Annotated in this window: 13 protein-coding genes and 1 CRISPR repeat array; all 13 genes read right to left on the reverse strand. The window is 24.7% G+C overall.

Going from position 1 to position 16,010, the window contains the following annotated elements:
• Positions 1-111: 111 nt before the first annotated feature.
• Positions 112-1,938: direct repeats of the CRISPR family, unit length 30 nt; unit sequence ATTTACATTCCACTATGGTCGAATTAAAAC.
• Between the two features lie 105 nt (positions 1,939-2,043).
• On the reverse strand, positions 2,044-2,325 hold the full coding sequence (gene cas2, locus OM90_RS10185; RefSeq protein ID WP_058486785.1) for a CRISPR-associated endonuclease Cas2: 282 nt from the start codon (positions 2,323-2,325) through the stop codon (positions 2,044-2,046).
• Between the two features lie 5 nt (positions 2,326-2,330).
• Positions 2,331-3,323 carry a type I-B CRISPR-associated endonuclease Cas1b gene (gene cas1b, locus OM90_RS10190; protein ID WP_058486786.1) on the reverse strand — a complete coding sequence of 331 codons (993 nt, stop codon included), beginning with the start codon at positions 3,321-3,323 and terminating at the stop codon, positions 2,331-2,333.
• Positions 3,324-3,356: 33 nt separating this feature from the next.
• Positions 3,357-3,845 (reverse strand): CRISPR-associated protein Cas4, encoded by a 489-nt coding sequence (cas4, locus tag OM90_RS10195; protein WP_330381861.1) that lies wholly within the window; start codon positions 3,843-3,845, stop codon positions 3,357-3,359.
• A gap of 10 nt (positions 3,846-3,855) precedes the next feature.
• Positions 3,856-6,138, reverse strand: a complete 2,283-nt coding sequence (gene cas3, locus OM90_RS10200; RefSeq protein WP_330381863.1) for a CRISPR-associated helicase Cas3' — start codon at positions 6,136-6,138, stop codon at positions 3,856-3,858.
• A complete protein-coding gene (gene cas5, locus OM90_RS13210) occupies positions 6,096-7,040 on the reverse strand; it encodes a CRISPR-associated protein Cas5 (RefSeq protein ID WP_058486789.1) in 945 nt (314 codons plus the stop codon). The genes cas3 and cas5 overlap by 43 nt, the downstream gene beginning before the upstream one ends.
• The gene (gene cas7i / locus OM90_RS10210) at positions 7,027-7,914 is read right to left on the reverse strand and encodes a type I-B CRISPR-associated protein Cas7/Cst2/DevR (protein WP_058486790.1); all 888 of its coding nucleotides are present in this window, start codon (positions 7,912-7,914) and stop codon (positions 7,027-7,029) included. Before cas7i ends, cas5 begins: the two co-directional genes overlap by 14 nt.
• Positions 7,915-7,927: 13 nt before the next feature.
• On the reverse strand, positions 7,928-9,520 hold the full coding sequence (gene cas8a1 / locus OM90_RS10215) for a type I-B CRISPR-associated protein Cas8b1/Cst1 (RefSeq protein WP_058486791.1): 1,593 nt from the start codon (positions 9,518-9,520) through the stop codon (positions 7,928-7,930).
• Positions 9,517-10,260, reverse strand: a complete 744-nt coding sequence (cas6, locus tag OM90_RS10220) for a CRISPR-associated endoribonuclease Cas6 (RefSeq protein ID WP_058486792.1) — start codon at positions 10,258-10,260, stop codon at positions 9,517-9,519. Before cas6 (OM90_RS10220) ends, cas8a1 begins: the two co-directional genes overlap by 4 nt.
• 71 nt (positions 10,261-10,331) lie before the next feature.
• The gene (locus OM90_RS10225; protein ID WP_058486793.1) at positions 10,332-11,288 is read right to left on the reverse strand and encodes a helix-turn-helix transcriptional regulator; all 957 of its coding nucleotides are present in this window, start codon (positions 11,286-11,288) and stop codon (positions 10,332-10,334) included.
• A 414-nt stretch (positions 11,289-11,702) separates the two neighbouring features.
• Positions 11,703-12,440 (reverse strand): CRISPR-associated endoribonuclease Cas6, encoded by a 738-nt coding sequence (cas6, locus tag OM90_RS10230; protein WP_058486794.1) that lies wholly within the window; start codon positions 12,438-12,440, stop codon positions 11,703-11,705.
• A gap of 542 nt (positions 12,441-12,982) precedes the next feature.
• Positions 12,983-13,972, reverse strand: coding sequence for a DNA methyltransferase (locus OM90_RS10235; protein WP_084758031.1), 990 nt, complete (start codon positions 13,970-13,972; stop codon positions 12,983-12,985).
• Positions 13,973-13,983: 11 nt separating this feature from the next.
• On the reverse strand, positions 13,984-14,907 hold the full coding sequence (locus tag OM90_RS10240; protein ID WP_058486795.1) for a type II restriction endonuclease: 924 nt from the start codon (positions 14,905-14,907) through the stop codon (positions 13,984-13,986).
• 12 nt (positions 14,908-14,919) lie between these two features.
• The gene (locus tag OM90_RS10245) at positions 14,920-15,840 is read right to left on the reverse strand and encodes a DNA adenine methylase (RefSeq protein ID WP_242860890.1); all 921 of its coding nucleotides are present in this window, start codon (positions 15,838-15,840) and stop codon (positions 14,920-14,922) included.
• Between the last annotated feature and the right edge of the window lie 170 nt (positions 15,841-16,010).

Consider the following 16,010-nt stretch of genomic DNA (forward strand, 5'->3'; position numbering starts at 1 on the left):
TATGAAAACATTTCATAGGGTTATTTTATAATTCCTCTAGGGGAATTTTCAATTATTATACTAGGGTAATTTTAGATTATCATAAACATCAAGTTTTTTTAGTTCAGTGAGATTTACATTCCACTATGGTCGAATTAAAACTAACTGTCCGCCAATAGCATATTTAAAATTAATACCATATTTACATTCCACTATGGTCGAATTAAAACTGCCAAATCATCATTGGCGTTTTGTTTTATTTTCATTAATTTACATTCCACTATGGTCGAATTAAAACCGCAACAACCTATTAGCAAAGAAAAGACAAAAGAAATTTACATTCCACTATGGTCGAATTAAAACCTGCCAATGCAGTGCCTAAACTACCAAACAAACCACATTTACATTCCACTATGGTCGAATTAAAACCTTGCACCATTTAAATCAATTTTATATTTTTGTGCAAATTTACATTCCACTATGGTCGAATTAAAACTTAATATGTTTATTAATTGACCACATGTAATTTCATCTGCATTTACATTCCACTATGGTCGAATTAAAACTTTGCTGCTTTCATATTCTTCTTGTACTTTCATGTATTTACATTCCACTATGGTCGAATTAAAACCCCCGGAAACCATGGTAATCATTGAGTCTACAGCGAAATTTACATTCCACTATGGTCGAATTAAAACTTAAATTCATTAGTAGAAATAGCCTTCATATCTGAATTTACATTCCACTATGGTCGAATTAAAACCAGATAGAATTAAGCCTGTTTTTTATGTGCAAGCAAGATTTACATTCCACTATGGTCGAATTAAAACACCTTCCTCTACTGTAAAATTATCTGCTTCATCTATGTTTACATTCCACTATGGTCGAATTAAAACTGGACTCTTGTCGAATTACAATATTCTACTGATTATGTTTACATTCCACTATGGTCGAATTAAAACGATGACGGGTTGAGTTGTACTATTACAGGAGCAACAAAGTTTACATTCCACTATGGTCGAATTAAAACGATAGCGTTGTAGATGGGCAAGTTGAAATGGAGTTGCGTTTACATTCCACTATGGTCGAATTAAAACGTTAAAATTTTCCCAATATTTTAGGAAAAATTAAAAGTTTACATTCCACTATGGTCGAATTAAAACGTGCAACCCTCTGTGGTTACACTGTCTATTGTGGCTGGTTTACATTCCACTATGGTCGAATTAAAACGCAACTGTCATTTCTTCACCTGCAACATTTACTTTAGGTTTACATTCCACTATGGTCGAATTAAAACATTTTCCATTTTTATGTTTAAGGTGATAAATTATAGTTTACATTCCACTATGGTCGAATTAAAACGCGGGAATAGTCTTGACTATTCAGATAGCATTGTGGAGTTTACATTCCACTATGGTCGAATTAAAACACCTCCGTCACTTCAAAGCTAACTTCCCATGTTTTAGTTTACATTCCACTATGGTCGAATTAAAACTATTATCTGATGACGGGTTGAGTTGTACTATTACTAAGTTTACATTCCACTATGGTCGAATTAAAACTAGAGTGTTATTCAAAACTGCAAATTTTACTAGACGAGTTTACATTCCACTATGGTCGAATTAAAACTGAATACGATGTAATTCATCGTAAAGCAAACAATTTTTGTTTACATTCCACTATGGTCGAATTAAAACACAGAGTCTAATGAAACTAATAGGGAATAGTGATGAGTTTACATTCCACTATGGTCGAATTAAAACCGTTACTGTGATTGTTCCTCCTGCATAAGCAGTTAAGTTTACATTCCACTATGGTCGAATTAAAACTACATTATTATTTTCTAATGTATTTTTACTATTATGGTTTACATTCCACTATGGTCGAATTAAAACAAACAATATAAAAATTTTTCGGGTGCCTTGATATTTTTACATTCCACTATGGTCGAATTAAAACCCATGAAAAAATCTAATAAAATAAGGTGTTTCAAACACCTGAATTTATATTTTTTTCTGTCTACCTTCAATAATGTAAAAACCCTAGGACATCGACAGAATTTTTTTAAAGAAAATTATTTGTTAAATCTTCTTCTTTTGCCCAAAATTCTTTTTCAAGCCATCTATCTGCCCTTGTTTTAAATACTATTACAGAATCTTTGTCTTTCCTTATATATTCTTGCAGCTCCGATTTTAGCCTTTCTAGCTGTACTTTTGTCACTTCTCCCTCAAAAACAGAATTTTGTATGTGATGTAAATATTTCTTACAAATTTTAAAAGTATTTCTTAACACTTTTTGACCTGAATTTTCTTCTATATTTATATCATATACCAATACTATATACAATATTTTCACCACCAAATTTTAAAACCTTTATACTGTTTTTCTTCTAGTAAATGCTTTACTATTTTATACATTTCAAGCCTAATTAGATATCTATAAGAAACATTTTTTTTAAGAGTTTTATGTCTTATTGTAGATTTTAATTTATTATCATATTCTTGTAAAATTACTCTTCTTGCCCTTTCTTTTAGATATAAAAAATTTAAATTCTTTTCAAAGTCTTTCTCTGTAATTTGATTTTTATTTAATAAAGAAAATATTAATCTATCTCCTATTAAAGGTTTAAAAATTTCAGCAATATCTAAACTAAGTGAAAATCTTCTGCTACCAGGTTCATGTAAGTAACTAATCAATGGACTTAATTGTGTATGATATATTTCGCTTAATACAACTGTATACACTAAAGAATTTACAAAGGAAATCATAGAATTTATCATATTATCTGGAGGTCTTTTGACCCTTTTAACAAAGTCTATTTCTTGATTGACTATTTTATTAAAAGCTTTATAATAAATCTCTCTTATATTACCTTCTATCCCCATTAATTCTGATATTTTATTTTGATTATCTAATTTCTCTCTTAATATATTTATATTTTTTATTTCCTCTGATAAATCCCGCCCCCTTTCATTATAATATCTTAAATTTCTATATATCCCATAAACTCCAGATTTTAATATTTCTCTGGCTAAAATTACTCTTTTTCTTTTATTTAAATAATGTTCTACTTGTTTTACTAAAACCATTCCAGAATTCAACTGATCTTTTGGATAAAATGACCCTGTATAAAATCCATAATAATTAAAAAAATGCATTACTATTCCTTTTTGTGAAGCAAAATTAATAAATTTAGTATTTAAAACATTTTCACCCATAATAAATAGTGTATCTACATCTTCAACTGGAATCAACTTTTTATCTCCGTTTGAAAGAATTACCTCAATGCTATTATCTTTTCTTTTAATTTCTCCACTCTTAAATATATAATAATTTCTTTTCATAAAATCACCACATTAAATAAAGAAAAATATTTATCAAATATAGCAAAGTTCATAATAAGCACACTTCTTACAAATTTTACTGCTAATCTGATTTGGTATTGTTCCCTCTTTAAGTTCTTTTATTTCTTTAATAATTTTTTCAATATATATTTCGTCTTCTTTTTCTAAAAAAACTTCTTGTCTTTGTCTTAATTTCGGATAATCTATAATCCCTTTATGTATATTTACACCTTTTTTTCTTAAATAATATATATAATATTTTATTTGCCATTCTCCTGCTTCTTCAATACTTTTACTTTTTTTAACTTCATGCAGAATATTATACTTGCCAATAAAATCAACTGAAATGGTATTATTAATTGTTATATGCTTTTTTTCTCTTGAATAACTTTTTTCATCTATTAATTTCCCTATTTGAACATCTTCATTTTCTTTTTCCATTTGAATATCATGAATAAAATACCAAAGTTTTCTTTTACAAACAAAATAATAATTAATCATTGTTCCCGTTATTCTTTCCACGATAACCACCTTATATTTGATTATCAAATTCTTCAATTTCATCATTTTCTTCTTTTTTTATTAACCCTAGAATGTTATCATATTCAAATCCATCATATATTAATAATTTTCTATGCTTTGATAATTCTTTAATTTCTGGTGTTTTTTTATTTACTTCATAACTTGGTATATCAATAAGATAATCTTGAATCTTTATCCAGGATTTTTGTTTTTCTTTTTTACTTGCTTTTTCGTCTGTATATTTTGTAATTAAGGTATCTATTTCTTCTTTATTATTTACATAAATACATTTAGGTAATATTGTTATATTATCAATATTTCTAAAATCAACTTCTTTTTTACTTTTTTCATACTCTATAATACTTTTTATATATTTAATATTTTTTTCTACCTCTTTATAATAGCCAGTATTTAATAATTTTTCTGTAGAGTAAACCTCTTCTACCATTTTTAGTTTTTCAGATTCTTTTATTTTCCCGTCCACTTTATTAATAGCTTCCTTAGAAAAATTAAAAATATCTTTATCAATAACTTTTCCTACTCCACTGCAAGTTTTTTCTCCTCCATCAAAAACAAAACAATTATAACCTTCTTTATCAAATACTCGATGTCTATAGCATCTCCCCATTCTTTGCAACAAGCCACTTATATCAGATAATTCAGTTATTAATATATCAAAATCTATATCTAATGAAGCTTCTACCACTTGTGTTGAAACCCAAATTCCTTTTTCTTCGCTTAATTTCCCGCCAAATTTTACTATATTCTGTTCTTTTTGTTTTCTATCTTTTCTAGTAAATCTACTATGCAATAAATTTATTGATGTATTGCTTTGTTTTAATTTCTCATTATCTTTTAATTGGCTGAATATCTCCCTTGCACGTTTTACTGTATTACAAATTACTAAAATTTTATTATTATTATATTTTTCAGCTATAAAATCTGCATTAATATCTGAATTTTCAACTTTTATACTATGTCTTATTAATTCATCATTAATAAAAGGAGTTTTTGGTTCTTTATATTCAATATTTTCATTTTTTAATAAATCTTTCACAATTCCTGGGAGTGTTGCTGTTAATATTGCAAATTTTCCCCCTACTTTTGTTATATAATGTAGTCCTACTATTAAATAAGCTAAAAGGTCTGAAGAATACATCTGAACTTCATCTATTACTATTTTAGAATAACTAAGAGTTGCTAATTTTGCTTCAAAACCTCTGTATCGAAAAACAATATCAAACAATTGGTCTAAAGTACAAACTGTAATAGGTAAAGAAAGCTGTTTTGTTTTGGTATAATATTCATCTATATTTAAATCTTCTTCTATTTTTTCTTCTAACTCCATATATTTAGAAATAGTTTCTGAATGAAGTAATCCTACTTTCTCTCTATCATTTACTATTTTTTCTGTAATTCTATTATAAATTTCATTTATAGCTGTTTTTAAAGGTAAAGTAAAAAATCCTTTATTATTTCCTATCCATAAAAGACCTGCTTCCGTTTTTCCCATACCTGTTTGAGCAACTACTACCACATTATTATTTCTATTATCAATCATAAACTGCTGTAGTTTATTCCAATTTCCCCAACGTTGTTTACATTTTAAATTTTCTAATCCTCGTACTAAAAAATTATTTTCTATTTCTACAGGTATTCCCGCACTTGCTGCATAATCTAATCGATTCAAAAGTCCTTTTATCTTTACATAATCATAAAAAAATAAACTATCCTCATATGTTCTATCATTAATCGAAAAAAAACTTGGTTCTATTTCGTCATATAAAGTATAAAAATCCTTTACCTTATCATAATAAAATCCTTTACTTTCATTTTTTAATAACTCAATTTCTCTTTGCAAATCATCTTCATCAAAATCAAATTCTCTATCATGGTGATAAGCTATAGCTTGAAATAATATAATAATTTCTTCTTCTGTAAATCCTATCTCTTCTAAATATTCATAATTAATAAAAGGCAAACTTAAAATTCCGTGAGGAATTTCAAGTTTGTTTTTTAAATATCCTTTTTTTCCATCAATATTTGCTCGAATTTTTTCTTGAAATCTTTTATTCATCTTACCAAAATCATGATAAATACATGCAAATCTAAGTAACTCATAATTAATATCTAGATTAGGATATATGTTTTTTAATATATTATAATTTTCTAATAATTTATCTGTATGTTCCTGGATGGTTTCTATTGGATTGGACTTTGCTAAGTAATTATTAATAATAATCCCTCCTTTTAAGCTGGGAATACTAAATATTCGTCTTCGTCTAACAAAAATTTATTTTTTCTTAAAGCATAAATATTGGACCCATAAATTACATCAACCTTATGCCATTTTCTAAATTCTTTCTTATTTCTACCTTTCCCTATAGTTTCTATACTATAATTTTTATTGATTTTATATCTTGTCCCTGTAAATTCAATTCCTTGCTGTTGATTTCCAAATTTTATGGAATTAAGTAAATATACAGGTATGTATGCTGAATATGACTCATCATTTTTTATACTCTTTTTTAGTTCTTTTTCAATTATATCAACTACTTTTATTTCTTTAATCACTACAATATCTTCTCTTCTTCCTAGAGAAGGATATTCCCAAGGTTTTAAAAATGCTTCTTTTATTTCTTCTATTCTATTCTGTTCTTCTGGAATAATATGAATAAGAAGTTCAACTTCTGTAAGAAGTTCTGCTGTTGCAACTCCTCGAGTTATACTAATATATCCCTCTTTATTCTTACTAGAAAATTCTTTTTCCGTATAATACTTTGCATTATTTACTAAATTTGTTTTTTGAATATTTGGGAAAATAATACCCTTTGATTCTAATTCTCCCCTAATAATTTTTAGTGTTTCCAATTGTTCACTTCCACAATTAGAACAAATTTTGACATTTTTTTTATTTATTTCCGAACATATTAAGCATCTTTTTTTTCTTTTACTATCATCTTCTAAAAATGATTTTCCAAATTCATATCTAGTATATAAATCATTAACTTTTGAAAGATATTTACCTTGTATGCTTATCTTCATTTCTTTATATTCTGTGTATTTGCATAAATTATGAATCATACCTATTACAGTAGAATATGGGGGCAATGGGTAAGTTTCTTTTAATTGAAAACTGGTAGGAATTTTGTAATTTACAAGTTCTTGATTTAATTTTAATCTAACAGCCTTCATAATACTCCCTAACTTTCTCTTTTATCTTTGAGAAAAATTCAGGCATAGAAACTGCTTTTAACTTTTCTTTTATTTCTTTATCATTAGAAAACTTACCCTCTACTAACCCACATATTGTATCTTTTTTTATAAAATCATACATAACGCCTTCTATGAGTGAAATCTGTATCTTATTATTTTTAACTTCTAAAGCATTTTGAAATACTGGATTTTTAATATCGTACACTCCGCCTATAGCAAATAATGGTTTTAAATCTTCCCTTCTTCCTCTTATATCTCTATATAAAACTGATATAGTATCTAATAACTTACAAACTCTCCTTGCTTTTTCTGAGTTATCTATTTCAATATTATCTTGTTCATCTATTCCTATTTGGTCAAGGTCAATTGTAATGGTATATCTATAATAAGATCTATGTATTTCTGATTGAGCTAAATTCATATTTTTATTTATTCTATCTGCTAGTCCTTTATTTGTTAAAAAGTCTAAATCCCCTTTAAAAGTTTCTAAGGACACTGCATTGGATAATCTTACTTTGGCTGATCTAGTAGCACTTTCTTCTCCTTTTTTAGTCTTCATATATCCAAAAAAATCTATTTCTGGATAATCTCTTATCGTACTTTCTGGTGCAAATTGAATCACTTCCTTTTTATTATCCTTTTTTAATTTTACTTCTGCTAAATTTTCTCCTAATTGTTCAATGATGTTATATCTTATAGCTTGTCTTGAAATATATGTATATTGTTCTCCATTTCCCCTTGACATCTTTTTTAGCGAGGATACATTCCCTACTCCTTCACCATAATTGGCACTTTCTGCTTCAAAAATTATTGAAATACTTACTCCTTTTGGCATTAATTTTACATTATCCATAACTAAATCCCTCCTATTTATTTTCATCTGTTTTATTAGGTTCATTAGTCATTCCTGCTACAAAAGCATATCCTACACTTTTAAATTCATAATCATTTTTCATACCATCTACAAAAACTTTTGGTACTGCTTGCTTTATATATAAATAACAATTTATAAGTGTATCCATAAACATATGTTGGTTATTTGTTTTTAATGCATTTAAAAGTCTATAAGCTATACCATTTATTTTATTTTCGGCTTTCTTTTCTTCGTAGGCTTTTCTAAAATAAAATCCTGCATTCTTTGATAATTCTAAAATATCTTTTTCTTTGACTTCCATTCCAACAACTCCCTCTAAAAAATTATTATTTATTTTAAGCAAGTTATTTATATGTCCTACATGATAGTGTGAATCTGATGGTTTAGTAAGTTTTCTAACAATCAACTTATGTATAAGTAAAAATAAATTTTCTTTATTAAGTAATCTTTTCATAGTTTCATCATATATATTGAAATATGTATCAAACTCTTTATATGATGTTTTTATCAATGAATTTAATTCTTTTGTAGATTTATTTAATACTTTTAACATCTGTTTAGATAATAAATTAAATCTATACCTATCTTTTTCATATCTAACAACTTGAACATCTGCCAGTTCATATTTACTAATTTTATTAATTTCTTCTTTCATTTCTTCTAATATAGTTTGAAAAACTCTAAAAATATTATTAGTATTATCATTTTCTATGACTTCAATTTTTATCTTTTGATTAACTTTTATTATGCTTTCTATATCTCTATTTTGATTAATAAATATTCCCTTATCATAAATAGAAGTAAACCCTGCTGGAATACAAAAATATATTAATTTACATATAGGACAAATGCCTATATCATTATTAAAATTCCATATATGTGATGGTTTTCTATTTACATCAAAATAAATATTATTTATAAAATTTAACCTTATATTAAAATTATTAATTTTATTATTACAAGCAAAACAATTACAATTATATTTAGATTTATTATTCTTAAAATATTTAAATATATCTTTAATACATTTTGGTATATCTAACATATTTGTATTAAGATATTTTGATATAATAGAATTTGGTGTTTTATTAATTTTTGCTTTTTGATCATAATAACCTTTTATTTCTAATTTTAAAATTTCTTTTTCATTATCTAATAATTCAGTCTTTAATAAATTAAATTTTTCTATATCCAAGTTTTTATTCTTTTTATTAATTTTTTTTAAATCTTTAAGTTCTGAACTTTTAATAATACCTTTATAAGCAGAATTTTGTAATTTTGACTTAACATAATCAATATTTTTATTAATAGATTCTATTTTTTCATCAGATAGTTTATGCGACAAATCTAAACTTAGTAAATTATCTAATATATTAATCAATTTAGAATAAATCATAATATTTTTATATGTATCAATAAAATATTTAAAATACTTTTCTTCAAATCCTTCTAATACTTCTTCTTTAAAAATAACCTCTTGTCCATTAAGTTTAACTTCATCTTTAGCATGAAGTAATATATTTACAAAACCAACTATTCCTGCATTATATAACCAATCTCCTAGCTGAATTTTTATTTCATTCACTTACTCACCCCCTCTATTTCAACCATTCCAAATCCACTACTAGTTCTAGAACCTATTCCTGCTTTTAAAATAAAATCTAATAATTTAGGACTTCCTTTTATTAGATACTGTCCTATACTACCTAATATCTTATGGTTATAAAAAAGAACTTTTACTTCTTTTCCCTTACCAATATCAATAAACTCAAAAGAATCAACTTCTTCTTTTAAATTATTTAATCCTAATTTTTCTATATTAAATTTAAGATTTTTTCTTATCTCTTCGGTAAAGTTTTCTTGAAAAGGAGTTATATAGGCATCAAAATTGCTATTTCTATCATGTTTTCTTATTAATATTGGAGATAATGTTTTAATTAATATAGTATCTTGTTTAATATTTATATCTTTTATGTGAACTATATTTTTAAGTATAAGATAGTTTTCATTTTTAAGTGGATATGCATAATTTAACATTTTTAAGATTGAATTATAATAATCTATTCCTATTTCATAAGAATATGTACTAAAATTAAGAATAACTTTATTCCCTTGAAGTTCAATATAATCTTTGTAAAATTTTGGTTTATCTAATAAAACTGAAAATGTAAATGCTTTTTTTATTGGGTCTGCATTATGATAGTATTTTTCTTTTGAGTTTTTATCATTATTTTCTAAAGCCTTTTTAAAAAATGAAATGAATATTCTTCTGTAATCTAGAGGTAACTGATTTTTAGTTAATATAAACTCAAATTTTAATCTCAATACTTCATCTCCCTTCATCTCACTTCTTTCATTTTTTATTATAACTCCATACCTGGACATATATATGCAGGTTAATACATATTTCTTATTTTTTCTATTTCTTCTTTAATTTCGTCCTGTAAGGATTTTGGTTCTAATACTTTTGCATATCTCCCCATACTAAGAATCCAACTTTTAATTTCTTCTTTTCCCTCCATTATGGCTTCATATATTATATATTTTTCTTTTTGATTTTCTCTTATTTTTTGATTATCAACAAATATTTTTTCTTTAACAATTTGAGCCATAGGATAAAATATTTGTAATTTTATCTTGATTTTTTCTCCTTTAAAAATACCAATACAATTTTTCATATACTCTTCTAAATCAAAAGAATCATCTTTAGAAAATTTTTCATTTAAAATTTTATAGCTTTTTATTCTACATAATTTAAAATCAGATATTCTTTGTCTTTTTTCACAATAACCTGTAAAATATAAATCCCCTTTATATTGTATTGTTGCATAAGGATGCACTACTCTTTCACTTAATCCTGAATTTAAAGATTTATACTTAATTCTTACTTTGTTTCTAGTCAAAACTGCTGAATGAATATCCATTAATTTTTTCCGTTCTTCAGATATATTAATATTAGATTTAAATTGTTTTACTGTATAATTTTGAAAATTATTTTCTGTATTTTCACGTTGTTTATTATCATATACTAAATTTATTTTATTAATGGCACTACTATAATCTTTTAATACTATATGATCTCTCATTTTTAATTCCTCATAAACCATCATAAGTGATAAATATTCTTGATGACTTAAATTAAGTCCCATAAGATAATTGTCATTTATCAAATAATATCCTCCATATTTCCCAGCTTTGGATTCTATATAAATATGTGCTTGTTCTAATTCATCTTTATATCTTCTAACAGTTCTTTCATCTACTTCTAACTCCCTAGATATTTCTTTTATTTTCATTTTACCTTTGCTTTGTAATAATAAATATAGCTTTATTGCATTAGCAATAGAACTCATAAGCCCCTCCTATAAATCTAAAATATAATAATATATACTTTTAATTCTACATTTTTTTGTTAGAATATTCAAATATTATAGGCTTAATATAAAATGATTATAGAAAAAATATAAAAAAATAATAGCCTTTATCATCAAAGAGGCTATTATTATAAAAATAATGATATGAAATAATAACTAAAAATATTAAAAATATATAGAAGATTTAATATTAAATTTTAGAGATATATTTAAAAATAGGAATAGAGATAGTAAAATAAGTAAATAAGTACTAAAAATACTTAATAAAATATTAAGAAAATCTAATAATAACAAAAGAATATTACGTGCAAAAAAAAGATATAAAATATTAATTAAAAAAATTAATTTCTAAAGAGCATATTGCAAACATAATAAATCTTCATTTATATTATTTCACTCCTTTTTTATAATCATTCCAAATCCTTGACTATTTTTAGCTCCTAATCCCGTAGCAAATGCCAAATCCATAAGCTCTTTTGCACCTTTTATCTCAAAGATCCCCATATACCCTTTTATTATAAATCCTTTATATTGAATTACTCTTTCTACTGTATTTCCTTTTTGTATAATGCAAAATTCATCATTTTCTGGTAATTCTCCATTTAAGGCTTGATATTTATGAATTAAATTTTTTCTAATTAAATCATTAAATTCTTTTTCCCTGGGCGAATAATAATAGGTTTTTTTCTTTCCATCAAATCCATAAAGTGTACTATAAACTGTAACAGGTGCTAGGGTTTTTATAACTTCTCTTTCTCCTATAATCTGGGGTATAAATTCTATGTTTTCAATAAATACTGTATTTTTCCCCAATCTTACTTCAGATTGACTAATAATTGAGTTAAATATATGATTGAAAAATTTATTGTTAATAGAGCAAACATAAAAATTGATTTCTTTGGGAAATACAAATTCTTTTCTATGTCTATTAATCTTTAAAGGACGTTCTATGACATTAGAAAATGAAAATAATTTATAACTCCTTTTGTCTATTGAATATCCTGTATTATGTAAAAAATCTGCAAAGCTTTTTTCATTAATCCAATTATATAACATACTTTGAAAATAATATTGATATCCAAAAGGAAGGGAAATTTTTTTATCTGAAACAAACTTAATTTTACATAACATGATGTATTTCTCCTTTTCAATACTCACGACAAGTCTATATCAATATTTTGTCATATAAACCATATTTAAAGTAAATTATGTCTATATATTAACATTTTTCTATTAATATTTCTAGTTAATTATAAAATTTTTCTGAATTTAGGGGTTGTTAACTTAAGTGAAATGTTATAAATATAAAAATTTTAAGTAATGATTTTTATAAGAAGAAATTTAAGTTTTTTGTAGATAGGTTATATAAAATTGCAGAAATTATTTAGACAGGAGAATTAACGTTTTGTTTCAATCCCTTATAAGTAATTTCGGTTCTCATCAAAAGTAGCTTAGAATAAGTATGCAAATTTTTTACACTACTGGTGATTAATAGTTTTTATTTGACAAAATTTTATAATATTCCCTAATCAATAATAAAAATTAAATAGTATAAAAAGATTCTTATTTAGAATAATCTTGATTATATTCAATAAGCTCTATAACATTTATAATCTAGTCATTTTATATCTTAAATTATTTTATAATAAGATTATTAATTATTTCTTACAAACTTATTTTTTAGGTTTTCTAAACACAAACAAATACTCATGTGCAATTAAAAGAAAATTGTATTCTATACTTTTTTTATACCAAAATCCTGTAGCCTTACAATTATGCTGTTCTTTAATAATAGTTTCTTTTAATACAAATCCTGCATTTAAAAATTCTTGCATAACTTTAAATCCTAAAGGAACCATATGTTTATTTTTTCTTGTATCTCCTATTAATATTGCACAGTATTTATCTTCTTTTAATACCCTAAATGATTCTTTTGCAACTTCTTTCATTGCCTCAATAAATTCATCTATATCATAATGAGATAAATCTCCTTTTATCCCTTCACTATATTTAATTATATTTGCATATGGAGGATGAGTACAAATTAGATCTATACTATTGTCTTTAATAAAATTTAAGTTCCTAGAATCAGCATTATAAATTATTGGTTCATACTCTTTATTCTTATTAAATCTTAAATTTTCTTTTGCTAATTTTATTGCCTCAGGATTAATATCTACTCCTATTCCCTTCCTTTCTAAAAGCTTTGTTTCAATTAATGTAGTTCCACTGCCTAAAAACTGATCTAATATTATATCATTTTTTTGAGAATATCTAAGAATAATATTTCTTGGTATATATGGTGACCAATTCCCTCTATATTTTCCGCTATGTGTAGCCCATTTCCCTCTATCTGGAAAACTCCATACAGTTGTTGCTTCTAAAGCAAAATCTTTTGGCTCCCATGTTGCTATCCTTAATGGCTTCTTGATACTATATATTCCTCCATCTTCTCTTAAAGTTTCAAGCTTATTAAATAAAAACTGCTCTGGTAAATTCACATATTCTTTAATTTCTTTTATTGAATATCCTTTATTGTTAAGTTCAACTATGTAATTTATTATTTCTTCAAACTGATATACATGTTCATTATATAAATGTTCTAAATATTCTTTTTTATATAATTTATTACCACAAAAAATACATTCTATCTTTTTTGCCATACATTTTACCTCTATAATTTAATAATTTCATCTAAAGCTCCATTTACTATCATTTTTGTATTTATTATATAATCATTGTTCTCAAAAGCCTCTTTTAATGGTTTTTGAGCGGTTTCCCATCCCACACCATCTGTAATCCAAATAAATTTATCAACAATATGATGACCTTTTAAAAAATCATTTAATGATTTAAATTCTCCTGCTACTGACTTTAATTTAGAACCTCCTCCTGAAAAAAAGTTAGTTTCTATTAATACTAGTCTTCCTCTATTGTTAATAGCAAAATCATATTGTCTTGATGACTTATCTACGGGTAAGTCAATATCCCATTTGTTTTTAATTTTTGATTTTGTAGCCTGTGTTAAATATTCTAAGTTTAAATTTTCACACACATTTTTAACATACCACTCTACAATATCTTCCATTATTTTTCCGCCTCTATTTTTTCTCCCATTAGTTCCAATTCCTACTTCTAATCCAATACAATAATCAACAATATTTTTTATTTTTTTATTAGCAAAAAGATTTAATAATCCTATCTTATCACAAAACTCTACAATATCATCAATTTCCATATCTGAATAATGTTTTTTCTTTTTAAAAGAATATTTCTTATATTTCCATTCTCCCTCTTTAAAATCTACTAATACTTCTAAATTTTTTTCTCTTACGGCTATTAAAATAGGAATAATTGAAACTATATCAGGATACCTTTTTATTAACTTTTTAAATTCATCATTTATGTTTTCTTTACCTATCAAATAATTCAAAATATTTAACTCAACTTCTATATTATTAATATTATAAAAAACTTTCCCCCAATCAATAAAAAATTCAAAAGTCCTATTAGTATGTTTTAAATTTTTCATAAAATATTTAAAGACTTCTTCTTTATCTTTTATGCCTAATTCCTCATAAGTTGACAAATATTTCACTTATAAATCCCCCTAATAATTTACAATTAATAATTCATTAATTTTACCTCTTTTACTCCCTTTTGAATTTATATTTCTTAGTGCTTTTACTCTATTAATTTTAATTTTTTCTGAACCTTTAATATTACTTGATTTATAAAGACATTCAAAAAAATTATCATTTTCTTCTACATTTTTTGGATCAGAATTACTTAACATTAATTTTGCACCTTTTTGATTTAATTTATGGTAAAAACTTGCTAATCTTCTTTGTTCATCATCATTAAAATCCCCTTTTTGATATGAATTAAAGCTAGATGTTGTATTTAATGGTCTATAAGGTGGATCAAAATAAACAAAAGTATGTTCATCAACATAATCTTCTATAATTTCAAAATCTCCATTAAGTATTTTTACCTTTTGCAATACATTCGATACATTTAATAAATTATTTTCATCTAAAATTAATGGATTTTTATATCTACCATAAGGAACATTAAATTTTCCTTTTTTATTAACTCTATATAATCCATTAAAACAAGTTCTATTTAAAAAAATAAAATATGCTGATTTCCTTAATTCATCTAAAGAATTTTCATTGAATTCCTCTCTAATCATATAATAATAATGTTTCCTACCATCATCATCTAATGATAAATATTCACCGGATATTTTTCTCAGTTCATTAATTAATTTTTCAACCTCTTTTTTTATTATTTTATAAAGGTTTATCAAATCATTATTAATATCATTTATTATAATATCATGAAAATTATAATTTTGTAGTAAATAAAATAATACAGCTCCCCCACCAACAAAAGGTTCTATATATCTTTTTATTTTATTTTCTTTAAGTTCAAAGGGTAAATTCTCACTTATAATTGGCAATAACTGTCTTTTTCCTCCTGCCCATTTAACAAATGGCTTAATTTTTGTTTTTTCATCTAATTTCAATAACGTCACCTACTCAGTTTGTATATTTGTAATGTGCATTTATATTATATAATATTTATATTATAACAACAAGAATTATTACTATAATCAGCTATCTTTCATTACATTAAATATTATACTTATATCAGTTATCTTTTTTCGATAATTTTCTTTATAATAACACTTAACAA

The sequence above is a fragment of the Defluviitalea phaphyphila genome (genome assembly GCF_001466305.1).
GTDB classification, from domain to species: Bacteria; Bacillota; Clostridia; order Lachnospirales; family Defluviitaleaceae; genus Defluviitalea_A; species Defluviitalea_A phaphyphila.